Raw genomic sequence first — 24,674 nt, 5'->3', positions numbered from 1 at the left:
CATGACAAGCATGGCGATGGGATCGGAATCATGGCGACACAGTTGATGGCGGACCGGGACGGCGTGATCTGGCTGGATGGCGCGTTGGTTCCGTGGCGTGAGGCACGGGTTCATGTGCTGACCCATACCCTGCACTACGGCATGGGCGTTTTCGAGGGCGTGCGCGCTTACAAAACCGACAAGGGCCCCGCCATTTTCCGGCTGGACGAGCACAACAAGCGCTTCTTCCAGTCGGCGCATATCCTCAACATGCGGCTGCCGATCGACATGAAGACCCTCGCGGATGCGCATGAGGCCGTCATCCGTGAAAACGGCCTGTCCGAGGGCTATATTCGACCCATGGCGTTTCTCGGCGCCGAAGGAATGGGTTTGCGTGCCGACAATCTGCGGGTCCATGTGATGGTCGCCGCATGGCCCTGGCCGAGTTATCTGGGCGCCGAAACCCTGGAGCGGGGACTGGTGGTCAAGACTTCGTCCTTCAGTCGACACCACGTCAACATCACCATGTGCAAGGCCAAGGCTAACGGCAACTACATGAATTCCATGCTGGCGTTGCAGGAAGCTTTGGCGGCTGGGGCCCAGGAGGCGTTGCTGCTGGACCGCGAGGGTTTCGTGGCCGAAGGTTCGGGCGAGAACATCTTCATCGTCCGCGACGGTGTGCTCTACACGCCTGAGCTGACTTCCGCACTCGACGGCATTACTCGCCGCACCATCATCACCCTTGCCCATGAGATGGGATTGTCGGTGTTTGAAAAGCGGATTACCCGGGATGAGGTTTACATTGCCGATGAGGCGTTCTTCACGGGTACGGCGGCGGAGGTGACCCCGATTCGGGAACTGGACGGTCGCAGCATCGGCGTGGGTCATCGCGGTCCAGTCACTGAGCAATTGCAGAACGCCTATTTCGACGCCGTATACGGCCGTGATGAACGTCATGTCGATTGGCTGAGCCTGGTTTCCTGAAGCCGTGCGTGAGCATCGTAGATCTTGGCCGCCGCTCGCCTAGCGTCCATGGCTGGCTGTCCGACTCTTCCCGCGCCGGGCGGTTGTTCATCAAGATGCTCGTCCGGAAGCGTCCAATTCCGATACCAAAAACGCGCCACTGATTCGATATTGATTTGCCTGCAGACCGCCCCACCGTTTAGCGCACTGATTGGCGAACGACGTGGCCGTCGCCGGGTCCAAAAAGTGGGCCACTACGGCATCAACCCGCCCGTTTGTTCAAAGGCTTGAATATCGCACCCTCACCATGAAAATACCCCCCGCTCCTGTTGACCTGTCTGCATCCGACTTCCTCACGCGCATCATGCCGGACAAACGTCTGGCCGAGCCCAGTTATCGTCAGCTGACCAATCGCTTGCGAGCGCTTATTGAGTCGGGGGAGATTGCCGACGGGCAAAGCCTGCCGTCCGAGCGCACGCTGGCCGAGATGTTGGCCTTGAGCCGGGTGACCGTGCGTCGGGCGTATGACGAACTGCGCGCACAGAATGTGCTGGATACCCAGGGCCGGGCCGGTGTGATCGTCAAGGCGCCACCACGCCTGACGCCCCGACTGGGCAAACTCAAGGGTTTCACCGAGGAAATGCGTGAACTGGGTATGGAGCCATCCGCCCGTCTGCTCGAACGCGCCGTGGCGCAGGATCGCACCATCGCCTCCATGATGAACAAGCCCTCCAACACGCATTTTTTGCGCCTGCTGCGCTTGCGGCTCGGGGATGGCATCGTGCTGTCGCGCGACCTGGCGTGGTACGACCTGAGCGCCGCGCCGGACATGGAGGGTTGGGATGCTGAGGACTCCGCCTATCAGTTTTTGACCGAGCGCTGTGGTATTGCCCTCTCGCACAGTGAACAAACGGTCGAGGCGGTCTTGAGCAGTCCTGAGGAGTGCGCGGCGTTCGGTTTCAACGAACCGCAGCCGTGCCTCTTAATGAAGCGCAAAACCTACGCGCGCAGCGGCCAGATCGTGGAATATATGGAGCGTACGTTCCGCGGCGACGTTTATGCTTGCCGGGTACAACTTGCCATGCCCTGAGCCGCGCGAAACGCGGTGATGTGGCGGGCATTCGGTCGACGCACCCGGACTTCTTCCTGCCGCGCGAGATTTGGCAAAGTGCAGACGTCGTGCAGCGTCGCTCCACGCATCAGGACTGGAAACTAGCGTCGAACGCGTCACCTGCCACGGTGGCGATCTTCCGGACCGGGTAAGCCGGCACGAACGGGAGTCATCCTCGTCCAGCGTCCCGTGATCGGCCCCCTTTGTGCCCACCAGCAGACGCCCGCGCCAAGGTGTCCGCGTGGAGTTTCGGGAAGCTGCTGCGCTGGGTGGACGGGTAGGCGGAGCCCAAACAGGCCTTACAGGCGCTGTGCATCGCATTCGCTTGCCACTTGCGCCCGAGCCAAGGAAATCAACGTCGGAGCGATCCGATGCCAGGGGAGACGGGTTCAGGTCGGTTAGCCTGCAAGGTGATTGGCGGTCCCGGCGTGTCAATGGTGCCCTGAGGGAGGCATGGGCTCCGGACTGCCGGTGCCCGGTCGATCGCCCCGATAAGATGGACCGTCAGCGTCATGAAGGCGGCCGGTTGGGGGCGGTGCCGCAATCGTTCATCATCCATTAAATCGTAAGGATACGGTCCTGCGATGATGATCTGGCCCGAATGCTCGGCGCCGTGAAATACCTCAGATCGGCGGGTGGATGCCGGAGCGGACGATTGTCTCACCGAATGCCCGGGCCGCCGATTGCTGGCCGGGCATGGGCGCAGGCGTTAGCATAGTGCCATCCGGCTGCGGACAGGATCGATCGCGTCGGTCATCGGGATTTCAGCGGCGTTCCGGCCGTCTGGTCCGAGGCCGAGCGCTTTGCAGTTTGGCTTTTCGTAACCCATGGAGGGGTGTTCATTTATGATTTCGTTTGCGTGCAGTGAGGACGAGCAATCCCTGCTCGATACCTTGGGGCGCTTCGCCCAAAACCAGCTCATGCCCGATGCAAGGGCTGCCGACCGCCGGCAATCCGTCGATCCTGCCGTGCGCGGCGCCTATCGGGAGATGGGCGCCCATCTCCTGGGCTTGCCGGACGCGGCCGGCGGGATCGGTTTTGGCCTCACGGCCAAGATCCTGGCCGAGGAAGTCCTCTCGCGCAGTGATGCCGCCCAGGCGGTTGGGCTGGATGACCTGGGTCTCGCGGCGCAGGCCGTCGTCGCGCTGGGATCCGAGGCACAGATCACGCAGCTCCTCGGCGACGCCGAGCGCATCTGGGCGCTGGCCAGCAGTGAGGACGATCCCGCCGCCCATCTGGGGTACATGTCCACGGTCGCCCGGCGCCAAGGCCAAGGGGATGTTCTCAGCGGAACCAAGACCTGCGTATTCAATGCCAATCGCGCCGACCGGTTGGTGGTGCTGGCTCGCCACGAAGATGGTGACGGCCTTGCCGGCATCGCCGCGTTTGTGGTCGATGCGCGCGCGTCCGGCGTGCAGATCACCCTTGAGGATCGCATGGGGCTGCGCGCCGGCCAACCCTGTCGGGTGCAGTTCGAAGGCGTTGCCGGTGAGCGGCTCGTGGGCGCGGCGGATCCGGTGGCGGCGCTCACACGCCTGTTCGACATCGGTCGAATCATCAATGCTGCCCGCATGGTGGGCGCAGCACGCGGCGCCATGGGATTTGCCGTCGACTACGCACAGGATCGCAAGGCCTTCGGCAAGCCGATCTGTGCCCACCAGGGGCTGGCGTTCTTCATTGCCGACATGGAAGTGGCCTTGGAATCGGCCCGTAATCTGGTGCTCAAGGCGGCTTGGCAGCTCGAGAGCGGCGCGGGGGCTACCGTGGCTGCCTGCAACGCCGCGATCTGCGCCGCTGAGGCGGCGGTCAAGGTGACTGTCGATGCGGTTCAGGTGTTCGGCGGCGCTGGCTTCATGAAGGACATGCCGGTGGAGCGCTATATGCGTGATGTGCGCACGCTGGGTAACGCGCTGGGAACGCCGGAGGATCATCTGGCGGTGCTGGGCGAGGTGCTCTACGGACCGGAATCTCTGAAATCTGCAGCCAAGGACGGCAAGAAGGTGGCCCAGGCATGATCGACTTCACCCTAACCCCCCAGATGAAGATGGCGCGCGACATGCTTCACGCCGTCATGGACAAGAAAGTGCGGCCGTTGTGCCTCAAGGCCGACCAGGAAGCGGGTTATCCGGACAGCTTTTACAAGGAGCTGATGCCGCTGGCGCAGGGCTTTTCCCTCGGCGGTGGTGGCGGCGCCAAGAAGGAAGGTGCGGCGGCCGATCCGATGGCGGGCGGCATGAAGGGCATGTCGCTGCTGGCGGTCGTGGCCGGTGAGGAGCTCGGCTGGGGCGACCCGTCGATGGCTCTGGTGATGCCTGGTCCGGGCACCGGTGGGCCGGCATTGGCCGCCCGCGGGACACCCGAGCAGAAAGAAAAGTACTTTGCCCAGCTCAAGGGGCCGCAACCCCATTGGGCGGCCTATGGCCTGACCGAGCCAGGCACGGGATCGGATGCCGCAGCCATCCGCACCCGCTGCCGTAAGGATGGCGATCACTACGTCATCAACGGCACCAAATGCTACATCTCCAACGGCGCTCGCGCCGAGTGGACACTGGTCTTCGCAACGATCGACCCGGCGCTGGGTCACGCAGGGCACCGGGTGTTCATCGTCGAGAAGGACACACCCGGATTCAAGGTCGGCAAGCTCGAGGACAAGCTGGGCTTCCGGGCGACCGAGACGGCGGAACTCGTATTCGAGGAGTGCCGTGTACCAGTGGACAACCTGCTCGGCGGCGAGGCCGCCTACGATCAGGGCGCCAAGGCCGGATTTAAAACGGCCATGGAGTTCTTCGACACCAGCAGGCCCCTGGTCGGCATCATGGCGGTGGGCATCGCCCGCGCGGCGTATGAGGAAGTCGTCCAGTTCGCCCATGACAACTACCTGCTGTCCCGGCCGATTCCGCGCTATCAGGCGATCAAGGACCGGCTGGCCGAGCTGCAGCGCAAGATCGATGCGGCGCGCCTCTTGTGCTGGAAGGCGGCGTGGATGGCGGACAACGGCATCCGCAATACCAAGGAAGCCTCGATGGCCAAGCTCTACGGGCCGCAGGTCGGGATGGAGGTGACCTCCTACGCTGTCCAGCTGATGGGCGCGCACGGCACGCTCAAAGGTTCGCTGTCGGAAAAGTTGTTTCGGGATGTGAAGGTGTTCGACATCTTCGAGGGCACCCACCAGATCCAGCAGATGGTGGTGGCGCGCAATCTATTCGAACGTGTACAACTGAGCACCTCGGGCGAGGTGTTGAACTGACGGGTCCCAGGAGGCAGCCGTATAGCGGTCTGCCTCCTCCGCCCTCCTTGCCGCGCAATGCTGATTCTCGATATCCGAAATGACGCGTCGCATCGTTTCGGCACTGGAATTGCAAAAAGTTTCTCCACGAGCGAGAGAGACAAGACTGCGATTGGCGGAGGGTCCGTATGGACAAGCTTTACAATCCCGAGCGGGATGTGTTTCCTGAAGATGAACGCACCGGATTGGACAAGGACATCATCCGGCGCGCGTTTTTGGACCATTTGTTCTTCAGCCAGGGCAAATTCCCCGCTCTGGCGACCCTCAACGATTACTACCTGGCTCTAGCCTATACGGTAAGGGATCGCCTGCTGCATCGCTGGATCAGCACGGCGGCAGCTTACACCGAGCAGGGCGCGCGCACCGTCTGCTATCTCTCCGCCGAATTCCTGATGGGAACGCATCTGGGCAACAATCTGGTGAACCTCGGCATTCTTGATGATGCCCGCGCTGCGGTGGAGGACATGGGGCTCGACTTCAAGGAGTTGCTGCGTCAGGAGGAAGAGCCCGGGTTGGGCAATGGCGGATTGGGCCGGCTAGCGGCGTGTTTCCTCGACTCCATGGCCACTTTGCAGATTCCGGCGCTAGGTTACGGAATTCGCTACGAGTTCGGCATTTTTGACCAGGACATCGTCGACGGGTGGCAGGTCGAGAAGACCGACAAGTGGTTGCGTTTCGGCAATCCCTGGGAAATTCAACGTCCGGAATGGGCGGTCGAGATCGGATACGGCGGACACACCGAGCGCTACCACGACGAACAGGGGCATCTGCGGGTGCGCTGGGTGCCGGATCGGGTCGTGAAGGCCGTCCCGTATGACACGCCGATCCTGGGCTATCGGACCAACACCGCGAACACGTTGCGGCTGTGGCGGGCCGAGTCGCCCGAGGCTTTCGATTTGGGGGTGTTCAATCGCGGTGACTACTACGGCGCCGTCGATCGCAAGATCAGTTCGGAGAACATCACCAAGGTGCTGTATCCCAACGACGAGCCCCTACAGGGCAAGGTGCTGCGGCTGGAACAGCAGTATTTCCTGGTGAGCGCGTCTTTGCAGGACATGTTCCGCATTCTGGACAGGCAACATATTTCAGTCGAACAGTTCCACGAAAAATTCGCCGCGCAGATGAATGACACACACCCGGCCCTGGCTGTCTGCGAACTCATGCGCCTGTTGGTGGACGAACGCCATTTGCCTTGGGAGCGGGCCTGGGACATCACTCAGAAGACATTCGCGTACACCAACCACACCCTGCTGCCCGAAGCGCTGGAACAATGGCCACTCGACCTGTTTTCCCGGACCCTGCCACGCCATCTGGAAATCGTCTACGAGATCAACGATCGCTTCCTGGATCAGGTGCGGGTGCGCTATCTCGGGGATCCGGCGCGTGTCGCCCGTCTGTCACTGATCAATGAAACCGGTGAGCGCTTCGTGCGCATGGCCCATCTGGCCTGTGTGGGCAGTCATGCCATCAATGGCGTGGCGGCGCTGCATACGGACTTGCTCAAGCAGACGGTGCTGAAGGACTTTCACGATCTCTGGCCGGAGAAGTTTTCCAACAAGACCAATGGCGTGACCCCGCGGCGATGGATCTTCTTTTCCAATCCACGGCTGACCGCTCTTATCACCGAAGCCATCGGGCCCGCCTGGATGCGGGATCTGGAACGGCTGGCCGATCTGGCACCCATGGCCGAAGATGGTGCGTTCCGTGAACGGTGGCGTGCCGTCAAGCGCGCCAACAAGACGGATCTGGTGCAGTTCATCGGTCAGCACTTCGGTGAGCGGCTCGATCCCCGCAGCCTGTTCGACGTGCAGGTCAAGCGCATCCATGAGTACAAGCGCCAGCATCTGAATGCACTGCACATCGTCGCGACCTACCTGCGTTTGAAGAACGATCCGACGCGGGATATCGTCCCCCGCACCTATCTGTTCGGCGGCAAGGCGGCCCCGGCCTATCACAAGGCCAAGCTGATCGTGAAGCTGATCAACAGCATCGGCGCGGTGATCAATCAGGATCCGGACATTCGTGGGAGGCTGAAAGTGTTCTTCCTGCCGAATTTCCATGTCAGCAATGGCCAGCGCATCTATCCGGCAGCGGATTTGTCGGAACAGATCTCCACCGCCGGCAAGGAAGCATCGGGGACCGGCAACATGAAGTTCACCCTCAATGGCGCCCTGACCATCGGGACGCTTGATGGCGCCAATGTGGAGATCCGTGAGCGGGTCGGCGCCGACAATTTCTTTCTGTTCGGGCATACCGAAGCGCAGATCGCGGGATTGCGCCAAGCCGGATACCGGCCATTGGATTTCTATCATGGCAACGAAGAGATCGAGGCGGTGATCGATCTGATTGGCTCCGGCTATTTCTCGCGCGGCGATCGGAAGTTGTTCCAGCCGCTGATCGATGACTTGCTCGGCCAGGATCCCTACTTCGTTCTGGCTGATTTTGCTCAGTACATGGCTTGTCAGGATCAGGTCGATACCGCTTACCGCGATGCCGAGCGCTGGAGCCGAATGGCCATCCTCAATACCGCGCATGCCGGATTTTTTTCATCCGATCGATCGATTCGGGAATATCAGCAGGAGATCTGGCGGGTGTCCTCCGTTCCCATCACGCTGATCAATCCGGATGAGGTCAAGGTGACCGTGATGCAATGAATCCGGCCGTGCGCCGCTGCTTGACAGCGGGCCAGGTCGGAAGCAATCTTGCGTTTCGGTAATCACCTCTGCGGGAGATGGAAACGATGCGGCGGAACGGGTTGGTTGCGGTGGCGATGGCGTCCATGTTGGTGGTCATGCCGGCTCAGGCGGCATTGAAGTCGATGGATGACGCGGCGCTTCGGGCGGTTTCCGGACAGGCAGGTACGTTGGTTTATGATCCGCCGGGCTTTGTCCTGAAACTCGATGCCTTGGCTCGGGATTTGTCGAACTCGGGCCATCCCCTGGCTGCGGCGCTGGTCGCCCGGCAGGCCCGTTTTCTTGGCAACGTGTTCGATGGCTGCCCGCGCGGCGCTTATTGCACCTTGTGAGTGCGGACCTGATCCGCTGAAAGCGATGCGGCCATCACGGCGCGATGCGTGATGGCCGCTTGCCTCACCCGAGGTGGCGTTTCCAGAAATCCAGGCTGCGCTGCCAGGCGAGATCAGCCGCTGCGGCGTCATAGACCTCTGCACGCTGCGCATTGACGAAAGCGTGGTCGGCCTCGTAGCGATAGAGTTCGAAGGACTTCTGCGCGGCCTTGAGGGCACTTTCAAAGGCATCCACCGTCGCCGGTGTGCACCACGTGTCCTGATTGGCGAAATGTGCCTGAATCGGGATACGCACATTGGCCGGGTCGGCCACACTGGCAGGCGGTAAGCCGTAGAAGATCACCGCAGCGGCCAGCTCCGGAATGCGCACGGCGCCGAGCAGCGTGATGGCGCCGCCCATGCAAAAGCCGGTCAGGCCAACTGTCCTGCCCTGCCCGGCGAAGTATTGCGCCGCGCCACGGACATCTTGGTCTGTCGCCTCAAGGAAGTCCAAGGAATTCATCTTCTTAGCGGCTTGTCCTGCATCGTGGTAGGGGACCACCACGCCTTGGAACAAATCCGGGGCCAGCGCCTGATAGCCGGATTCGGCCAGCCGGTCGCACAGACCCTTGATCTGCTCCTGCAGCCCCCACCATTCCTGGATGACCACGATACCCGGCGCATCGGCCGTTCGGGCCTGAGCCAGATAGCCGCGGGCCTTGCGGCCATCGGGCCTGGGAAATTCGATCATCTGTCCCATCGTCTTCCTCCTCCTCGTTCAACGCAGCGTTCGTTCCGGAAAGAGCGAACGCAATCCGGCCTTCGTGGAATTTGGCGCCGGAATCGGAGCGGCGGTATCGGGGGGCATTTGCGTCTGCGTCTCGGCCGTCCAGGTCATCAGCCGGGCAATGATCTGGTCGGTTGCCTCACCCAGACCCCGCACCGCTCCACTCGGTCCGGATGGCGTGACCACGCGTTCCTCCATGACCGGAGAGGCGTATTGGCGCCGATTCCGGGGGTCCTTAAGGAGCGCTTGCAGGGTGACGACGGCCTCGGTATTCAATGCGCTCTGTTCCTGTTCGAATTTGAGCAGACGCACTTCCAACCGATACCGCGGGCTGCTTGCGATCACGGCAGCGTGACGGCTGGCGAGCAGGGATTGCCGCAGGCGATCAAGGACCAGTTCGCGTGGCGGGGCCAGCCAATAATCGTCGGGATAGGTTTGCAGGGATGTGGCATCGCCCCCCTTGGGGCGATAGCGCAAGGCCGAATCATTCAGCCAGGGGGGGCATTCCACGGCGACGATCGGTATCTCGGTCAGCGGTACTGTAGGGGGCGGCGGCAACCAGCCCAGATCATGCGGCGTGGCAGGTGGCGGACGCCGGTTGGGGAGCAGATTGGCGCAACCGGTCAGCAGTGTGGCCATCACGAGTGTCACGAGCAGAGCGCGATGAAGAATGGTCATGGAATGCGATTCCCCTGGATGGCGGGACGTTGGTCGTCGGTGTTTCGGTTACGTCCATAAAGGATGCTTGACGGGTCTCGCCGCAGTTCATCGCTGAGCCGTTCGAGGTTTCGCGCGGCCGACTCGATTTCGCGCAGGGTGGTCTGGGTCGAGGGCAATGTCTCGACCAGGAACGTCTGACCTGCGCTTTCAGCCAGACTGCCGAGGGTATTGAGTTGGGTCGTGACTTCGCGGACCTGGGTCACCGTAACTTCCAGCTCGCGAGCGATGGCCTCGACCCGTTCCATGGTCTTGCCGCCGTCTTCGCCCATTTTCGGCAATGCCTCGATCAAGGGCTCCAGCCGTTGCGTGAACTCGGCCACCTTGCGGGTGGTCACCTCCACGTTGGCCATGATCTGGCGGAAGTTTTCCTGGTTTTCCGGTCCCATCGCTTCTTTCAGATCCTGCATCAGGTCCTGGAATTGCTTCAGCATGGTTTGACCCGCATCGCCCAGCGATTCGAACAGGGAAGGGCGCATGGGGATGCGGGCCGGATTGGTCGGACTGGTCTGTAAGCGGGGCGCATCGGGCGGCCCATCGTCGGCCAGTTCCACTTGCGCCAGGCCGGTGATGCCCATATAACGCAAGGTTGCATACGTATTGACCGTCATCGGCACGTCCGGCTGGATTTCGATACGGATGTGGATGTCCCGTGTACCGTCTTTGGCGAATTCGACGGAGGTGACCTGACCGATTTCCACGCCGCGGTAGCGAACGGTGGAATAGGGAACCAGGCCTGAGATGGCGCCCTGGGTGACGATCAGATAGGGCGTACGGGCCTGGCGGGCGTCATTCAGCCACAACGAGGCGAAAGCGGCGGCGATCCCCAGGCCGATGACGAACAGGCCGGTCAGCAAGGCGTAGGCTCGATTCTCCATAGCGCTTTATGGCCCTTTATCGAGGAGGCGGCCACCGCGGTGACCATGGAAGTAGGACTGAATGAACGGATGATCGCATGCCACGACCTCCTCCAGCGTGCCGATGACGATCAGCTTGCGGTCCGCCAGAACGGCGATGCGATCGCACAGATCGACTAGGGTATCGAGGTCGTGAGTCACCAGCGCCACGGTCAGACCGAGCGTGGTGCGCAATTCGGCAATCAGATCGACGAACAGCTCGCTCGCTACTGGATCCAGGCCCGAGGTTGGCTCATCGAGCAGCAGCAGCTCGGCATCCAGGGCCAGCGCCCGCGCCAGTCCGACACGCTTGATCATGCCGCCGGACAGTTCGGCGGGATAACGGCGGCCGTCTTCCGGCTTGAGGCCGACCATGGCCAGCTTGAGTCGGACCAGCTCTCGGATCAGCGCCTCGTCCAGAACACGCAATTCCCGAAGTGGCAACGCAATGTTGTCGGCCACGGTCAGCGCGGTGAACAGGGCGCCATGCTGAAACAGGACGCCCCAACGCTGGCGCAGCGCGGCGGCGTGACTGCCGCGGGCGTCGAGCAGCGATTCGCCGAAGGCGATTACCGTGCCTTCGCTGGGACGCTGCAGGCCGATCATCTCGCGCAGCAAGGTCGTCTTGCCCGACCCCGATCCCCCGACCAGACCTAAAACCTCGCCGCGCTGCATGCGCAGGTCGATGCCATCGTGAACGACCTGTCGGCCGAAGCGGGTCACGATTCCGCGCAACTCGATGACGGCCGTTGGGGGCGTGTTCATTCCTGCCAGCCGACGTCGCGCAGGCTCACCGCGAAAACGGCATCGGTGAGAATGACCAGGGTAATCGCGGTGACCACGGCATTGGTGGTTTCATGGCCGAGGCTTTCCGTGTTGGGTTTGATGCGCAGGCCGAAGTGACAGGAAACCAGGCCAATAACGACCCCGAATGCGATCGATTTGATGAGAGCGATCCAGTAGGTGACGATGGGAATCGCGCCGGGTAGATCGGTCAGGAACTGGCCAAAGGTGATGTTCAGTTCGCTGCGTGCCACCAGCATGCCCCCGAAGACCGCAGCGGCCATGGTCCAGAATGCCAGCAGCGGCATGGCGATGGCCAGAGCGATCACCTTGGGCAACAGCACCCGCTTGTAGGGCGAAATGCCCATGGTCGCGAGGGCATCGAGCTCCTGGGTCAGTCGCATCACGCCGAGTTCGGCAGTGATGGCCGAGCCCGAGCGGCCGGCGATCAGGATGGCGGCCAGCAAGGGCCCCAGCTCGCGGGTGACCGCCAACCCCATGAGGTTGACGATGAAGCGTTCGCCGCCCAGCAGGCGCAGCTGCAGCGCCGAAAGGTAGCTCATGACGATGCCGATCAGCAGGCCGACCAGGCCGGTGATGAGCAGCGCCCGTCCGCCGGCCTTATGGATATTGGCCGAGATTTCCCGCAACGGTGCTCGCGCCGGCTGGGTGAAGAGGCTCAACAGATCGAGGATCAATTGCCCTAGCAGGGCCGTCAGTTCACGCAGGTGCGTCAGACCATTCAGAATGGCCCCGCCCAGTTGTGCCACGGGCTCCAGCCACTGGCGCGAGGGTCGCGATGCCGGTGGCGGCATCTGCTCGAGTCGCTGAAACAGCGGTTCGTATTCCGGACGCAGCTGCAGCCGGGATGGGCGCTGCTCACCCCAGTGCCGCCAGAGCAACAGGGCGCCGGTGCTGTCCAGGCTGTCTACCGACTCCAGATCCCACAGGATTTCGGGGTCCTTGCCGCATCGTGCAAGCTGCTTGCGCAGGGCGTTCAACGAACCGGAGAGATGACGGAGAACCCATGGGCCGCACAGCGTGACGCGGCGGGTTGTTCCATCCTGTTCGGCGCTCAGGCGAGGCGCGTTATTCGGCATCGAAGGGGGGTCCTGCATCCGGATCGAACAGTGCGCGCTTGCGCCGGTAGAGCGCAGAGATATCCTCGTCGCCGAACCCCGAAGCCATCAGCGCGGCGTAGTCGGCGCGCACAGTCCGAACGAGCGGGAGATCACCACGGTATTGTGCCGCAATCTGCTCGCAGATAGCGAGATCCTTGTCGTGTAGGGCCAGCTTGAATCCGGTTTCGAAGTGATTCTGGATCAGCGTCGGTCCACGCCGCTCGAGGAACCAGTTGCCGGCGGCCCCGCCACTGACCACCTCGATCACCCGATCCAGGGGGAGGCCAGCTGCTGCACCGAGGGCCAGCGCTTCGGTCACTGCGGCCGCAATGCCGGCAGCCATGACCTGATTGACTGCCTTGGTCGCCTGTCCGGCGCCGACAGGCCCCATCCAGGCGATCTTTCGCGTCATGGCCGAGAGCGCCGGTCGGGCACGCTCCAGGGTCGCCGGATCGCCGCCGACCATGGTGACCAGGCTGGCCTGATGGGCGCCTTCGACACCGCCGGAAACCGGACAATCCAGAAAATCGGCGCCATGGAAGCGTGCCGTTTCGGCGGCTTTGCAGGCGGTTTCCGGCGCCACGGTCGAGCAATCCACGATGATGGATTCGGGTGCGAGGCCGGGTGCCATCGCGGCCATCAGATCGAGGACGTCGCGGTCGGCCGAAACGCACAGCACCACGATATCGCTCCCTCGGGCCAGATCGGCCGGGTCTGCGGCTTGGCGACAGCTGGTTTCGGCTGCAAGCGCGCGGGATTTGGTCGCCGTCCGATTCCAGACCGCAGCAAGCAGGCCCGCGCGGTGCAGATTGCGGGCCATGGGCAGACCCATGGCGCCGAGCCCGATGAAACCAACGCGCGGATTCATGGCCAGCGCTGCAGGTAGGTCGAGCCGTAGAGCCCGGCGGTCAGTTCAGCCAGAAAGGCCTCGGCCTGGGCCGGTTCGAGCTGGGCGCGGGTAATCTTTTCCCGGTAGGCCATGGCGAGTTGATCGGGCGCGAAATGCACATAGCTCAGCAGTTGATCGGCGCTGTCCCCGCGTTCGGGCCCGACCAGTCGGAAGCCGCCGTGGCCGTCCAATTCGACGTTGACGGCGTCGGTGTCGCCGAACAGGTTGTGCATGTCACCCAAGATCTCCTGGTAGGCACCGATCATGAAAAAGCCCAGCAGGTAGGTTTCCTCTTCACCCACCGGGTGCAGCGCCAGCGTCGGTGAAAGCCCGTCCTGGTGTACGTACTGGCTGATGCAACCATCGGAATCGCAGGTCAGATCCTGAATGATGCCGCGCGTGGTGGGCGTCTCATCCAGGCGCTGCAGCGGCATCACGGGAAAGATTTGCTCGATGGCCCACACATCTGGCAGCGATTGAAACAGCGAGAAGTTGCAGAAATATTTGACGGCCAGCTTCTCCTCGAGCTGGGCCAGAATTTCGCGATGGGCGGCGCGGGCTGGGTCGAGCCGCGATTCCAGCCGTTGACACAGCGCCGTGTACACATGCTCGGCGTAGGCTCGCTGGGGCAGATCGAGCAGGCCATGGGTATACATCGATTGGGCTTCGGAAACCCAATGCACGGCCTCATGGAACAGCTCCACCGGCGCGATGTCCTCGAGATGGGCATAGCCGCGCCACAGGTCATGCAGCAGCACAGGCGCATCCTCAGGCGGCGCAGCCAGCGTGTCCGGATTGACATGCGGCGCTTCAGTGTCGATGACTTGCGTGATCAACAGGGCGTGATGGGCCGTCATGGCGCGTCCGGCCTCGGTAATCAGGTTGGGTTCCGGAAGCGCATGCGCCTGGCAGGTTTCCTTCAGGACATGCACCACGACGTTCGCGTATTCGGCCACCGTGTAGTTCATCGAGCATGCCGCGCGCGAGCGTGTCCCCTCGTAGTCCACGCCCAGGCCGCCACCCACATCGACATAGCGCAGCGGCGCGCCCAGACGGTGCAGGTCGGTGAAGTAGCGGGCGGCTTCGGTCAACCCGCGCCGGATGTCGCGCACGTTGGCCATCTGTGAACCCATGTGGAAGTGCAGCAGTTGCAGGCAATCGAGCAAGCCGGCTTCCTCGAGCTGGCCGATGCATGTCAGCACCTGCATGGCCGATAGACCGAATTTCGATTTTTCGCCGCCGGTGTTCTGCCAGTTGCCGCTGCCGAGGTTGGCCAGCCGCACGCGGATGCCCAGCAGGGGTCGAATCCCGAGTTGCCGCGACTCGCGGATGACGGTGGCGACCTCGGAAGGCTTTTCGATGACGATGACCGCGCGCAGGCCGAGATGACAGGCGATGAGGGCGCGCCGGATGTAGTCGCGATCCTTGTAGCCATTGCAGATGATCAGGCTGCCCGGACGGGCCAGCGCCAGCACCGCCATGAGCTCCGGCTTGCTGCCGGCTTCGAGGCCGACACGCTCGCCGCCATGGCGAATGATTTCCTCGACCACGGTGCGTTGCTGGTTGACCTTAATGGGATAGACCGCGGTATAGCCGCCGCTGTAGTCATGCTGGGCAATCGCCGCATCGAACGCCCCGCAGAGCGTATCGACCCGATCGTGGAGGATATCGGAGAAACGCACCAGGATCGGCAGTTTGAGTCCGGATTGGGCCATCTTCTGGGTCAGCTCAGGCAGGGCAATCTGGCCCAGGGCTGGATCCCGCAGCGGCAGCGCGATGACCTGGCCCTGTTCGTCGACATCGAAATAGCCCTCGCTCCACTCGGGTACGTTGTAGAGACTGCGGGCATCGGCAGGCTTGGAAGCACGGATCATGGGGAACCACTGAAAGCAGTTGGCAGGTCAGCAGAGCCTAAAAGATTCGCCCGGACCGGGTAAAGCGGTGCGATGATGACACTGTCATATGGTGACCGGCGAGGGACCGCTATAATCGACGCCCCGAAACGATATCCCGAGGGCTGAACGTGGACAGCAACTGGTTTTCCGAATTCTATGAGCCGGGCGGCAGCGCGTTTGGGCTGAAAATCAGGGCCAAACTGCACGAGGAGCAATCGGCCTACCAGCGAATCGAGATCTACGATACCGAGACGTTCGGCCATCTGATGGTGATCGACGGCTGTGTGATGCTGACCCAGCGGGACAACTTCCTCTATCACGAGATGATGGCGCATCCGGCGCTGTTCAGCCACGCGGCCCCGCGCCGGGTGGTCGTCATCGGCGGCGGAGATTGCGGTACCTTGCGGGAAGTTCTGCGCCATGAAGGCGTCCAGCACGCCATCCAGGTCGAGATCGACGAGCGGGTCACCCGGTTGTCCGAACAGTATTTCCCCGAGCTGTGTGAGGCGAATCACGATCCGCGTGCCGAATTGCGGTTCGAGGATGGTATCGCCTGGTTCGCCAACGCGCCGGCGGCCAGCGCCGATGTGGTCATCGTCGACAGCACCGACCCCGTGGGGCCGGCCGAAGGTTTGTTCTCCGAGCCCTTCTATCGGGACGTCAATCGCGTGCTCGCCCCGGGCGGGCTCATCGTGCAGCAGAGCGAATCCCCGCTGTATCACGTGGATCTGCTGTGCAGCGTGCACGGCGCGCTGCGCCGGGCGGGCTTTTCCGATGTCAAGACGCTGCATTACCCCCAGCCGGTCTATCCATCCGGTTGGTGGAGCGCCACGCTGGCCTGCAAGGACGGTTCGATCCGGCCGATGCGAATCGAGTCGGCGCGGCGTGCTGCGTTTCCCACCCGCTACTACTCGGCGGACATGCACCAAGCCGCCTTCGTCCTGCCGCCCTATCTGGTCGAGGCGCTTGCGCAAGTCACCGGCTGAGTCAGGGGTGGCCGGGTAGCGCTGGGGGTCAAGGGCGGCGTGACGCAAGCAGGCTGATGAGGCCCCGGAATGCGGTGTCCGGGGCCGTCACCAGATAGATCGGGACGGCTTCGAGATAGGCCCGATATCGCCCTTTGGCACAGAAACGGTCGTGAAAAGCAGAGGCGCGCAAGGGCCGCTGCAGATCCGGCAGGATGCCGCCGCACAGATACACGCCACCGCGGGCCCCCAACGTCAGCGCCAGATTGCCGGCGATGGTCCCCAGAAACGCGAAGAAATACCCCAATGCTTCGTCGGCCAGGGCATCGTGTCCGGCGCGCGTCGTTACCTCCGGCGGTGCAGAAAGACCGGGAGCTCCTGCTTCGACGGCAAGATGGTTGTACAGGGCCAGCAAACCGGGGCCGCTGACGACCCGTTCGGCCGAGATGTGGCCCCACTGAACGCGCAGGGCATCGAGCAAGGCGCTCTCGCGCGCATCGGCCGGCGGCAGCGTGACATGTCCGCCTTCGCCGGACAGGGCCAGCCAGCCGTTCGGCGTGGGAAGCAGGCCCGACACACCTAGACCGGTGCCGGGGCCCAGCACGGCGCGCGGCGCATGCGGCCAGGCTTCAGCCGAGTTCAACGCCAGGCACTCCTCAGACTCCAGATGCGGAATGCCGAGCGCTTGGGCGGTGAAATCGTTGACCAGATCGACCGAGGCCAGCCTCAGTTCGGCAGCCAGCGCGGTGGGCTCGAGCCGCCAGCCACGATTGGTGAGCGTGACCGCCCCGTCACGCTCCAGGGGGCCGGCGACAGCCAGCACAGCGGTCTGGGGAGCGGGCAGATCCAAGGTTTGCAGGTGATGGCGCACGATCGCGGGCAGGTCGGTGAATTCCCGATTGCGATAGCGGCCGATGACACCGTGTCGGCCGTCCCGATACAGGGTAAGGCGGGTATGGGTGCCACCGATGTCCCCCAGCAGGTGGTTGCCGGAAAAGGACGGATCGCTCATGGACTGGCCTCCTCGCAATGGGCGCTCGACCGTGCCCAGTTTAGCAGCCTGGTCGGGGTCTGGGCGTCGTCCCGAGCCGAGGCTCGCGCCCGCTCACCGCTCTCGCTAGACTGAGCTCCTTTTTCCCGCGCGCGGTTCGCACATGCCTACGTCGATATCCCTGACACCACCCGATGATGCTGCCGTGAATGCCGTGGTCCGCGCGGCACTGGCAGAGGATGTGGGAACGGGGGATGCCACTGCCGCGCTGGCGCCTGGCCGGCCGGCGCGTGCGCGGCTGATTTGCCGCGAGGAGGCCATTCTGTGCGGGCGGCCTTGGTTCGACGCCGTCTATCGTGAACTCGATCGCGCGGTGGGCGTGCATTGGCAGGCGCAGGATGGCGACCGATTGTTGCCGGGCCAGACGGTCTGCGAGATTACCGGGCCCGCTCCGGTCATTCTCACCGGCGAGCGCACGGCGCTGAATTTTCTTCAAACGCTCTCGGGAACGGCCACGCTGACGCGTCGCTATGTCGATGCGGTGGCAGGCAGTGCGGCGCGCATCTTCGATACCCGAAAGACCTTGCCGGGCTTGCGCGTCGCGCAGAAGTACGCGGTGCGGTGCGGTGGCGGCTGCAATCAGCGTATGGGGCTGTTCGACGCCATGCTCATCAAGGAAAACCACATCGCGGCCGCCGGCGGGATAACGGCCGCCGTGCGTGCCGCGCGCCAGCGCCATCCCGATCTGCCGCTGCAGGTGGAAGTGGAGACGATCGAGCAACTCACCGAAGTGCTGGATCTCGGTGTCGAGTCCGTGTTGCTGGATAACTTCGATCTCGAACAGCTCGAGCGTGCTGTCGCCGTGCGCGTCGCCCAGGGCCGCGTTGCCGCGCTTGAAGCGTCCGGGGGCATCGGGTTGGCCGAGGTGGCGCGGATCGCGGCCACCGGCGTGGATCGAATTTCGGTCGGCGGACTCACCAAACATGTTCAGGCTGTGGATTATTCATTGCGCATTATCGGATAAACGGTCGCACGGAGTCTTGGCGTAACCCGCCAATCCGCCTACAATGCCCGCCAACTTTGCGGCTTGACTTCCGTATCGGATGTTCTAAGGCCGCCCACCGAATTGAAGCGAGTTGATTGCAATGGACGCAACGACCGCAGCTCCGACGCGGGGCGGCGCTTCTCCTTGGCCCGTCACGATTGCCGTGATGCTGGGCACCCTGATGGTCATTCTCGACATGACCATCGTGAACGTGAGCCTGCCGCACATGATGGGCTCGCTCGGCGCGACTTCCGAGCAGATCACCTGGGTCCTGACTTCCTATATCGTGGCCGAAGCGGTCATGATTCCACTCAGCGGTTTTCTGGCCAACCGTTTCGGTCGCCGTAACGTCATCCTCGTCAGCATCGTTGGGTTCGTGATCGCCTCCGGGCTCTGCGGGCAGGCCGATACGCTGACCGAGATGGTCATCTTCCGAATCCTCCAGGGCATTTTCGGCGCGCCGGTCATTCCGCTTTCCCAGTCGACCCTGCTGGACACCTTCCCCGCTCAGGAGCGCGGCAAGGCGATGGCCATCTTCGGCATCGGCGTGCTCATGGCGCCGGCATTGGGCCCGACGCTCGGCGGTTACATCACCGAGCATTGGGACTGGCGCTGGGTGTTCTACATCAATCTGCCGGTCGGCATCGTCAACATCCTGCTGGCCTATGCGGTGCTGCCCGACACCGAGCATCGCAAGCAGCGCATCGATCTGTTCGGCGCGTTCTGCATGGTCATCGGGATCGGTGCGCTGCAGTACGTGCTCGATCAGGGCAATCACGAGAACTGGTTCGAGTCGCGAGTCATCGTCTATGGCACGGTGCTGGCCGCGCTCACGCTGCTCGTGTTCACCCTGCGATCCTGGAATCGGCCTGATTCGGTCCTGCAGCTCAATCTGTTGCGCGATCGCAACCTCGCTACGGGCTCTTTCCTGATGATGTGCTTTGGCCTCGGCCTGTTCGGCACCATCGTGCTGCAGCCCATCCTGTTGCAGGAACTGCTCGGATATCCCGCCTCGACAACCGGGCTGGTCATGGCGCCGCGGGCCTTGTGCAACGCGGTCACCATGGCCATCGTCGCGCCCAACATCCAGCGCATCGGCGCGCGTACTCTCGTGGCGCTCGGGATCGTCATCATGGCCGCCGGGTCCTGGATGATGAGTCACTACAATCTGTTCATCAGCCCGTGGTGGGCCGTGGTGCCGGGGATGGTCCAGGGCGTCGGGCTGGGCATGGTGTTCGTCCCGCTCGCGACCATTGCCTTCGACACTATTCCGGAGGGCACGTCGGATCAGGGGGCGACGATCTTCAATCTGGCCCGCACCATCGGCAGCTCGATCGGGATTTCGGTGGTGATGACCCTGTTGTCGCGCAATACCCAGATTCAATGGAACCAGCTGGGCGGTCATCTGAATCCCTACAACCCGGCGATGCACGAGTTTCTAGCCAGTCGGGGCATGACCATGGATCACCCGCTCGCACCCTATGCGCTGGCCGCCGAACTGGGCAAGCAGTCCACCATGGTGGCGTTCGTGAACGATTTCTGGTTCATCACGGTGGCCATGCTTGCCCTGTGTCCACTGGTCCTGCTGATGCGCGATAGCGGCAAGGGACTGGATCTTGGCGCGATGCATTGATGGGCGATCGAAACGCATTGTTTTGTCTGCAAACGGGATTCAGGCGGTCTTGAGGGACCGTGACTGTCTTCATAAGAGAGGTCGATTGGGTCATGCGCATTCTCTGGGCAATCTTGGGGGTCGTCGTCATTGCGGCCGCTGCAGTCGGAATCCATTATTACGGTGAGCATCGCGAACGCTACCCCACCACGAACGACGCCTATGTGCGGGCCAACGTCATCAGTGTGGCGGCCCAGGTGCCGGGCGAGGCCATCGAGGTGGCGGTGGAGGATCATGCACGGGTCAAGGCCGGACAGACCCTGATTCGCATCGACGAGCGGCCATTCCGGATCCAGCTCGCCCAAGCCGAGAACAAGGTCATCCAGGCGACGCAATCGATCGACGCCGCCAATGCTCAGATCGCGGCAGCCGAAGCGCAAATCGCCTTGCGCAAGGCCCAGCTACGCACGGCTCAGCTGCAGGCACGCCGGATTTTCAACCTGAGCGCCCAGAATTCGGTGCCCAAGTCAGCTGCGGATTCGGCTCAGGAGGGTCTGTCCAGTGCCCAGGCTGGACTCGCTGCGGCTGAAGCCAACCTGCGGCAGGCAACCGTGATGCGCGGTTCCCCCGGCGAGCAGAACGAGCGCTTGAAAGAGGCGCGGCTGTTCCTGGAAAAAGCCCAGCTCGATCTCAGCCATACGCATTTGGATGCCCCCTGCGATGGCCGCATCGCCAATCTGAGCCTGCGCCCCGGTGAGCTGGTCCAGCCCGGCCGCCCCTTGTTCAGCATCGTTTGCAGCGATGAATACTGGATCTACGCCAACTTCAAGGAAACCGAGCTGGCCCGGATCCGCCCGGGACAGAACGCCGAAATTACCGTCGACATGTACCCGGGAGAGCTTTTCCACGGTGTGGTGCAGAACATCGGTCCGGGCAGCGGAACGGCGTTTTCGATGCTGCCGCCGCAGAATGCCACCGGGAACTGGGTGAAGGTGACGCAGCGCGTGCCGGTACGCATCCTCATTACCGATCCACGCAACAGCGCACCACTGCGGGTTGAAACCAGCGCTGAAGTCACCATCGATACCGGCGAAAGTGAAAAACCGAGCGGCTACGCGCATGACGATCACGGTGATGCCAGATCGAAGATTGCGCAGACTCACGGCGATTCCGCGCGGTCCTCATCCGTTCAGCTCCAGCCCTGATTCCTCTTCATTCCGGGCGGTGGCCTGGACGCGCAGCGTTCCGGCCACCTGTTTCGATCGCGCCCCTCGCCCTGCTCCATGACACCGCTCCCATAGTGGGAGACGGTGGCACTTGGCGAGACTCCGTGGCGATAATGCGGGTGGATTCTGATCCACAGGGACATTTGTTTCCGAGGAGGATGTGATGGAAATCCAGCGTGCCGAGGCGAATCGTGGAATTGCATGGATCCAGATCGGATGGGCGGCTTTCGTGCGTTTGCCGGGGATCTGGATTCTGCTGATGGTGGTGCTGCTGGCCATCGTCGTGGTCCTGAATCTGTTGCCCTGGGTCGGTTCCCTGATCGTGGCCTTGATTACCCCCTTACTGGCTGCTGGCCTGCTGGAGGCTGCGCGGCGGAGCACGCAAGGTGAGGAATTCACCTTGGGGGTGCTGTTTGAGTCCGCCACGCGGAGCGCGGTATTGAACAACCTGTTGGTGCTGGGCGCAGTGTCGCTCATCATCAATGTGGTGATCATGGCACTCGGCCTGGTCTTTGTCGGTGGATCGGCTCTGGGCATGGGCATGATGCACGGAGAAGAAGGCGCCTGGATGGGGCTCGGAGCCGGGGCCTTGTTCGTCTTTCCGCTGATGCTGGTCCTGCACGTGGCGCTTTCCGCCGCGCTCTTCTTCGCGATCCCACTGGTGATGGACGACCAAGAGCCTCCGTTGCAGGCCATGCAGACCAGTCTGAAGGCCTGTCTGGTGAACTGGGTGCCGCTGCTGCTCTTCGGCATCATCGCCACGATTCTCGGCGCCTTGGCCATGATCCCCATGGGGTTGGGTTTCCTGGTGCTGGGGCCGGTTCTGGCGGGGGCGGTCTGGGCCGCCTATCGCGAGGTGTTCGGCTCGCCCGCCGCGCCGATCGGCGTGTCCGGGACTGAGACGCCCGCGGCATGATGCGAGCCCGTCCCAGTCCCGATGCGTGTCGCATTCCGCCGACGGTCGTCATGGAATGCGCGATGCCGACCGAGGCGCGCCATCGGGCTGAGATTCGCCTCGGCCGCCTGTGCAGACCGGGACTTCAAAGGTCGACGTAGCCTTCGGGTCCCGGCGTGTAGAACGTGTCCGGATCCGGGGCCCGAAAGGGCGCGCCGGTGCGCAGCTTGCCGACCAGATCGGGATTGGCGATGAAAGGCCGGCCAAAGGCGACCAGGTCACCCTTGCCGGCGTCAAGATCGGCATTGGCCCGTTGGGCGTCGTAGCCGCCGGAGAGAATATAGCGGCCTCTGAACGTGGCACGCAGCAGGGCCTTGAGCTCGGCGCTGACGGGTGGGGTGCCCATCGCACTATGGTCGACGATATGGATATAGACCAAGCCGACCTCGTTCAGCGCCTCGGCGAGGCGCAGGTACAGGGCATCGGTTTCGGCATCGGGCACCATACCGTTGAATACGCCGTAAGGGGAAATGCGCATGCCGACCCGGTTGGCGCCAATCGCGCCCGCGGCGGCCCGAGCCACTTCGACGGCGAAACGGATCCGGTTCTCGATGGGGCCGCCCCATCGGTCGGCCCGCTGGTTGGAGGCAAGGTTAAGGAACTGATCGATGAGATAGCCGTTGGCGCCGTGCAGTTCCACGCCATCGAAGTCTGCCGTGATGGCGTTCCGGCAAGCCTGGGCGAATTCGTCGATAGCAGTCGCGATGTCGGCCTCGCTCATGGCTTCGGGAACCGGGTGGGCTTGCAAGCCCTGGAGATCGGTCCACATCTCGCCGGGCGCCGCCGTTGCCGATGGCGCCACGATCCGCGCGCCTGCGGGCAGGTTGGCGGGATGGCCAACACGACCGGTATGCATCAGCTGCGCATAGATCCGCCCTCCCGCCTCATGTACGGCATGGGTGATCTGACGCCAGCCCGCGATCTGTGCTTCGGAAAAGAGCCCTGGGATGCGCGCATACCCGAGGCCATTGGGTGACGGCGCAGTTCCTTCGGTGATGATCAGGCCGGCCTCGGCGCGTAGACCGTAGTATTGCGCCATCAGCGCGTTGGGCACATTGCCGTCCGCCCGCGAGCGGGTCATGGGCGCCATGACGATGCGATTCCTGAGCGTCAGCTCGCCCAAGGTCATCGGCCTGAACAAAACAGTGTCGGTCATTTTCGGGAACTCCTCCGTGTGACGAGTGCTCAGCCGGGTAACAGACCTTCGGCAGCCAGGGCCTGCTGGACGGCGGGCCGGCTGCCGATCCGGCCGACGTAGGCGCCCAGCGCCGGCCATGGCGAGAGATCGAGCTTGAGATAGGGAGCCCAGCTCAGCACGGTGAACAGGTAGGCATCGGCGACGGTAAACTGATCCCCCAGGATGAACGTCCGGCCCGCAAGTGCATCGCTCACAGAGGCAAAGCGCTGAGACAGGCGGCCGGTGAGTTTTTGGCGGACCCCGTCGGGGAGCTCCGGGTCGAACAGGATGCCGCAGATCTTGTGCAGCTCAGTCGAAATGAAATTCAGCCATTGCATCAGGCGATAGCGGTCCAATGTCCCGGCCGCTGGCGCCAGATTTCGGTCCGCGGCGTGATCGGCCAGATACTGGACGATGGCTGGGCCCTCGGTCAGCACCACGCCCTCATCGAGCATCAAGGCCGGAACAAAGCCGTTGGGATTGACGGATTTGTAGTCGGCGCCGGTTTCGGTCTTCCCGGTGGCCAGATCGACGCGTTCCAGCGTGAAGTCGTAGCCGCCCTCGCGCAGCACGATATGAGGGGACAGAGAGCAGGCGCCCGGCGCGTAGTACAGCTTCATGAAAACCTCCTGGCTGATGGGGTTGGTGCGCGGCCATTGCGTGACGCGATCTGGCGCGCGGGGGGAGCGCCTCGGGATTGAACCGGCCGCGGGTGCGACGGGGAATGCAAGTCCTGTTTCACGACCTGGTCTATTGTCGTAACCTGAGCGGTGTGCCACAAGTAGGCACCTTTCTGGCTCATGGTTACGTGAAAGGAACTGCCATGACGATCAACGATGGCCGTGCGAGAATGCCGGTGCCCGATCCCTTGCCGAGCCTGCCGCCGACCAAGCAGGGGACCTGTCCGGTTCGCGACGTGCTCGACCGGCTCGGTGACAAATGGTCGACCCTGTTGCTTGTAACGCTGTCGCATGGCGCACAGCGGTTCAACGCGCTTACCCGCTCCGTGCCCGATATTTCGCGCCGCATGCTGGCCGAAACTCTTCGCCAGCTGGAACGTGACGGCCTCATCTGGCGCGAGGTCGCGCCGTCGACGCCGCCGGCGGTGAGCTATGGGTTGACTCCCTTGGGCCTTTCGCTGATGCCGGTCTTGGCGACCCTGATCCACTGGGCGGATCGCCACCAACCGGCCATTGCCGAAGCGCGCGTCCGGTTCGACGCGGGTGCTCGCAAGCCGTGAGAGGGCGCCGCGCCGCATTCCGGCGCCGGCGT

22 protein-coding genes are annotated in these 24,674 nt (G+C 63.1%); 12 read left to right on the top strand and 10 right to left on the bottom strand.

The genetic code is table 11. The features are described from left to right. Positions 1 to 30 precede the first annotated feature (30 nt). The 6 genes from E4680_RS01330 to E4680_RS01305 all read left to right on the top strand — a co-directional run bounded on the left by E4680_RS01330 (position 31) and on the right by E4680_RS01305 (position 8,364). Positions 31 to 963: a branched-chain amino acid transaminase gene (locus E4680_RS01330; protein ID WP_135280566.1), complete on the top strand. Its 933-nt coding sequence runs from the start codon at positions 31 to 33 to the stop codon at positions 961 to 963. Between the two features lie 202 nt (positions 964 to 1,165). Next, positions 1,166 to 2,032, top strand: coding sequence for a GntR family transcriptional regulator (locus E4680_RS01325; protein WP_205688694.1), 867 nt, complete (start codon positions 1,166 to 1,168; stop codon positions 2,030 to 2,032). Between the two features lie 866 nt (positions 2,033 to 2,898). Beyond that, entirely contained in the window at positions 2,899 to 4,068 is a 1,170-nt protein-coding gene (locus E4680_RS01320; protein ID WP_167792320.1) for an acyl-CoA dehydrogenase family protein, read from the top strand. Beyond that, the gene (locus E4680_RS01315) at positions 4,065 to 5,300 is read left to right on the top strand and encodes an acyl-CoA dehydrogenase family protein (protein ID WP_135280564.1); all 1,236 of its coding nucleotides are present in this window, start codon (positions 4,065 to 4,067) and stop codon (positions 5,298 to 5,300) included. The genes E4680_RS01320 and E4680_RS01315 overlap by 4 nt, the downstream gene beginning before the upstream one ends. Before the next feature lie 167 nt (positions 5,301 to 5,467). After that, on the top strand, positions 5,468 to 7,993 hold the full coding sequence (locus tag E4680_RS01310; protein ID WP_135280563.1) for a glycogen/starch/alpha-glucan phosphorylase: 2,526 nt from the start codon (positions 5,468 to 5,470) through the stop codon (positions 7,991 to 7,993). Between the two features lie 86 nt (positions 7,994 to 8,079). Then, positions 8,080 to 8,364 (top strand): DUF6160 family protein, encoded by a 285-nt coding sequence (locus E4680_RS01305; RefSeq protein ID WP_135280562.1) that lies wholly within the window; start codon positions 8,080 to 8,082, stop codon positions 8,362 to 8,364. Positions 8,365 to 8,428: 64 nt separating this feature from the next. On the opposite strand, the gene E4680_RS01300 is transcribed toward E4680_RS01305, so the two are convergent. Genes E4680_RS01300 through speA form a run of 7 tightly spaced genes read right to left on the bottom strand, consistent with a single transcriptional unit; the run spans position 8,429 to position 15,410 of the window. Further along, entirely contained in the window at positions 8,429 to 9,103 is a 675-nt protein-coding gene (locus tag E4680_RS01300; protein WP_135280561.1) for a dienelactone hydrolase family protein, read from the bottom strand. 18 nt (positions 9,104 to 9,121) lie between these two features. Next, positions 9,122 to 9,808: an ABC-type transport auxiliary lipoprotein family protein gene (locus E4680_RS01295; RefSeq protein WP_135280560.1), complete on the bottom strand. Its 687-nt coding sequence runs from the start codon at positions 9,806 to 9,808 to the stop codon at positions 9,122 to 9,124. Continuing rightward, positions 9,805 to 10,725 (bottom strand): MlaD family protein, encoded by a 921-nt coding sequence (locus E4680_RS01290; protein ID WP_135280559.1) that lies wholly within the window; start codon positions 10,723 to 10,725, stop codon positions 9,805 to 9,807. Before E4680_RS01290 ends, E4680_RS01295 begins: the two co-directional genes overlap by 4 nt. A gap of 6 nt (positions 10,726 to 10,731) precedes the next feature. Beyond that, entirely contained in the window at positions 10,732 to 11,508 is a 777-nt protein-coding gene (locus tag E4680_RS01285; RefSeq protein ID WP_135280558.1) for an ABC transporter ATP-binding protein, read from the bottom strand. Beyond that, positions 11,505 to 12,626, bottom strand: a complete 1,122-nt coding sequence (locus tag E4680_RS01280) for an MlaE family ABC transporter permease (protein WP_135280557.1) — start codon at positions 12,624 to 12,626, stop codon at positions 11,505 to 11,507. Before E4680_RS01280 ends, E4680_RS01285 begins: the two co-directional genes overlap by 4 nt. Next, positions 12,616 to 13,515, bottom strand: a complete 900-nt coding sequence (locus tag E4680_RS01275) for an NAD(P)-dependent oxidoreductase (RefSeq protein WP_135280556.1) — start codon at positions 13,513 to 13,515, stop codon at positions 12,616 to 12,618. The genes E4680_RS01280 and E4680_RS01275 overlap by 11 nt, the downstream gene beginning before the upstream one ends. Beyond that, entirely contained in the window at positions 13,512 to 15,410 is a 1,899-nt protein-coding gene (gene speA / locus E4680_RS01270) for a biosynthetic arginine decarboxylase (protein ID WP_135280555.1), read from the bottom strand. Before speA ends, E4680_RS01275 begins: the two co-directional genes overlap by 4 nt. A 143-nt stretch (positions 15,411 to 15,553) precedes the next feature. Here speA and speE point away from each other — a divergent pair, with 143 nt between their 5' ends. After that, positions 15,554 to 16,417 (top strand): polyamine aminopropyltransferase, encoded by an 864-nt coding sequence (gene speE / locus E4680_RS01265; RefSeq protein WP_135280554.1) that lies wholly within the window; start codon positions 15,554 to 15,556, stop codon positions 16,415 to 16,417. Between the two features lie 28 nt (positions 16,418 to 16,445). On the opposite strand, the gene glk is transcribed toward speE, so the two are convergent. Then, positions 16,446 to 17,408 (bottom strand): glucokinase, encoded by a 963-nt coding sequence (glk, locus tag E4680_RS01260; RefSeq protein WP_135280553.1) that lies wholly within the window; start codon positions 17,406 to 17,408, stop codon positions 16,446 to 16,448. A 184-nt stretch (positions 17,409 to 17,592) separates the two neighbouring features. Here glk and nadC point away from each other — a divergent pair, with 184 nt between their 5' ends. The 4 genes from nadC (at position 17,593) to E4680_RS01240 (ending at position 22,186) form a co-directional block, all read left to right on the top strand. Then, a complete protein-coding gene (gene nadC / locus E4680_RS01255) occupies positions 17,593 to 18,411 on the top strand; it encodes a carboxylating nicotinate-nucleotide diphosphorylase (RefSeq protein WP_320410110.1) in 819 nt (272 codons plus the stop codon). A 121-nt stretch (positions 18,412 to 18,532) separates the two neighbouring features. Continuing rightward, positions 18,533 to 20,065, top strand: coding sequence for a DHA2 family efflux MFS transporter permease subunit (locus E4680_RS01250; protein ID WP_135280551.1), 1,533 nt, complete (start codon positions 18,533 to 18,535; stop codon positions 20,063 to 20,065). A 92-nt stretch (positions 20,066 to 20,157) separates the two neighbouring features. Then, positions 20,158 to 21,249, top strand: a complete 1,092-nt coding sequence (locus E4680_RS01245) for an HlyD family secretion protein (RefSeq protein WP_135280550.1) — start codon at positions 20,158 to 20,160, stop codon at positions 21,247 to 21,249. 184 nt (positions 21,250 to 21,433) lie between these two features. Further along, on the top strand, positions 21,434 to 22,186 hold the full coding sequence (locus E4680_RS01240) for a BPSS1780 family membrane protein (protein WP_135280549.1): 753 nt from the start codon (positions 21,434 to 21,436) through the stop codon (positions 22,184 to 22,186). A gap of 124 nt (positions 22,187 to 22,310) precedes the next feature. Here E4680_RS01240 and E4680_RS01235 read toward each other — a convergent pair whose 3' ends face one another. Both E4680_RS01235 and gstA read right to left on the bottom strand, forming a co-directional pair. Beyond that, positions 22,311 to 23,381: an alkene reductase gene (locus E4680_RS01235; RefSeq protein ID WP_135280548.1), complete on the bottom strand. Its 1,071-nt coding sequence runs from the start codon at positions 23,379 to 23,381 to the stop codon at positions 22,311 to 22,313. A 29-nt stretch (positions 23,382 to 23,410) separates the two neighbouring features. Then, complete coding sequence (gstA, locus tag E4680_RS01230; protein WP_135280547.1) at positions 23,411 to 24,022, bottom strand: glutathione transferase GstA; 612 nt, start codon at positions 24,020 to 24,022, stop codon at positions 23,411 to 23,413. Between the two features lie 203 nt (positions 24,023 to 24,225). Here gstA and E4680_RS01225 point away from each other — a divergent pair, with 203 nt between their 5' ends. Next, positions 24,226 to 24,642: a winged helix-turn-helix transcriptional regulator gene (locus E4680_RS01225; RefSeq protein ID WP_205688693.1), complete on the top strand. Its 417-nt coding sequence runs from the start codon at positions 24,226 to 24,228 to the stop codon at positions 24,640 to 24,642. Positions 24,643 to 24,674: the final 32 nt, after the last annotated feature.

It is taken from the genome of Candidatus Macondimonas diazotrophica, assembly GCF_004684205.1.
Classification (GTDB): Bacteria; Pseudomonadota; Gammaproteobacteria; order UBA5335; family UBA5335; genus Macondimonas; species Macondimonas diazotrophica.
The sequence above is the reverse complement of the archived record's forward strand: the minus strand, read 5'-3'. Positions and strand labels throughout refer to the sequence as shown.

What these genes read in the sequence shown, in the direction of transcription:
- E4680_RS01295 (WP_135280560.1), bottom strand. Translation starts at nt 9,808, where the DNA reads ATGACCATTCTTCATCGCGCTCTGCTCGTGACACTCGTGATGGCCACA.
- E4680_RS01245 (WP_135280550.1), top strand. Translation starts at nt 20,158, where the DNA reads ATGCGCATTCTCTGGGCAATCTTGGGGGTCGTCGTCATTGCGGCCGCT.
- glk (WP_135280553.1), bottom strand. Translation starts at nt 17,408, where the DNA reads ATGAGCGATCCGTCCTTTTCCGGCAACCACCTGCTGGGGGACATCGGT.
- E4680_RS01235 (WP_135280548.1), bottom strand. Translation starts at nt 23,381, where the DNA reads ATGACCGACACTGTTTTGTTCAGGCCGATGACCTTGGGCGAGCTGACG.
- E4680_RS01315 (WP_135280564.1), top strand. Translation starts at nt 4,065, where the DNA reads ATGATCGACTTCACCCTAACCCCCCAGATGAAGATGGCGCGCGACATG.
- E4680_RS01330 (WP_135280566.1), top strand. Translation starts at nt 31, where the DNA reads ATGGCGACACAGTTGATGGCGGACCGGGACGGCGTGATCTGGCTGGAT.
- E4680_RS01275 (WP_135280556.1), bottom strand. Translation starts at nt 13,515, where the DNA reads ATGAATCCGCGCGTTGGTTTCATCGGGCTCGGCGCCATGGGTCTGCCC.
- E4680_RS01290 (WP_135280559.1), bottom strand. Translation starts at nt 10,725, where the DNA reads ATGGAGAATCGAGCCTACGCCTTGCTGACCGGCCTGTTCGTCATCGGC.
- speA (WP_135280555.1), bottom strand. Translation starts at nt 15,410, where the DNA reads ATGATCCGTGCTTCCAAGCCTGCCGATGCCCGCAGTCTCTACAACGTA.
- E4680_RS01310 (WP_135280563.1), top strand. Translation starts at nt 5,468, where the DNA reads ATGGACAAGCTTTACAATCCCGAGCGGGATGTGTTTCCTGAAGATGAA.
- E4680_RS01320 (WP_167792320.1), top strand. Translation starts at nt 2,899, where the DNA reads ATGATTTCGTTTGCGTGCAGTGAGGACGAGCAATCCCTGCTCGATACC.
- E4680_RS01300 (WP_135280561.1), bottom strand. Translation starts at nt 9,103, where the DNA reads ATGGGACAGATGATCGAATTTCCCAGGCCCGATGGCCGCAAGGCCCGC.
- E4680_RS01285 (WP_135280558.1), bottom strand. Translation starts at nt 11,508, where the DNA reads ATGAACACGCCCCCAACGGCCGTCATCGAGTTGCGCGGAATCGTGACC.
- gstA (WP_135280547.1), bottom strand. Translation starts at nt 24,022, where the DNA reads ATGAAGCTGTACTACGCGCCGGGCGCCTGCTCTCTGTCCCCTCATATC.
- E4680_RS01225 (WP_205688693.1), top strand. Translation starts at nt 24,226, where the DNA reads ATGACGATCAACGATGGCCGTGCGAGAATGCCGGTGCCCGATCCCTTG.
- E4680_RS01250 (WP_135280551.1), top strand. Translation starts at nt 18,533, where the DNA reads ATGGACGCAACGACCGCAGCTCCGACGCGGGGCGGCGCTTCTCCTTGG.
- E4680_RS01305 (WP_135280562.1), top strand. Translation starts at nt 8,080, where the DNA reads ATGCGGCGGAACGGGTTGGTTGCGGTGGCGATGGCGTCCATGTTGGTG.
- E4680_RS01280 (WP_135280557.1), bottom strand. Translation starts at nt 12,626, where the DNA reads ATGCCGAATAACGCGCCTCGCCTGAGCGCCGAACAGGATGGAACAACC.
- E4680_RS01240 (WP_135280549.1), top strand. Translation starts at nt 21,434, where the DNA reads ATGGAAATCCAGCGTGCCGAGGCGAATCGTGGAATTGCATGGATCCAG.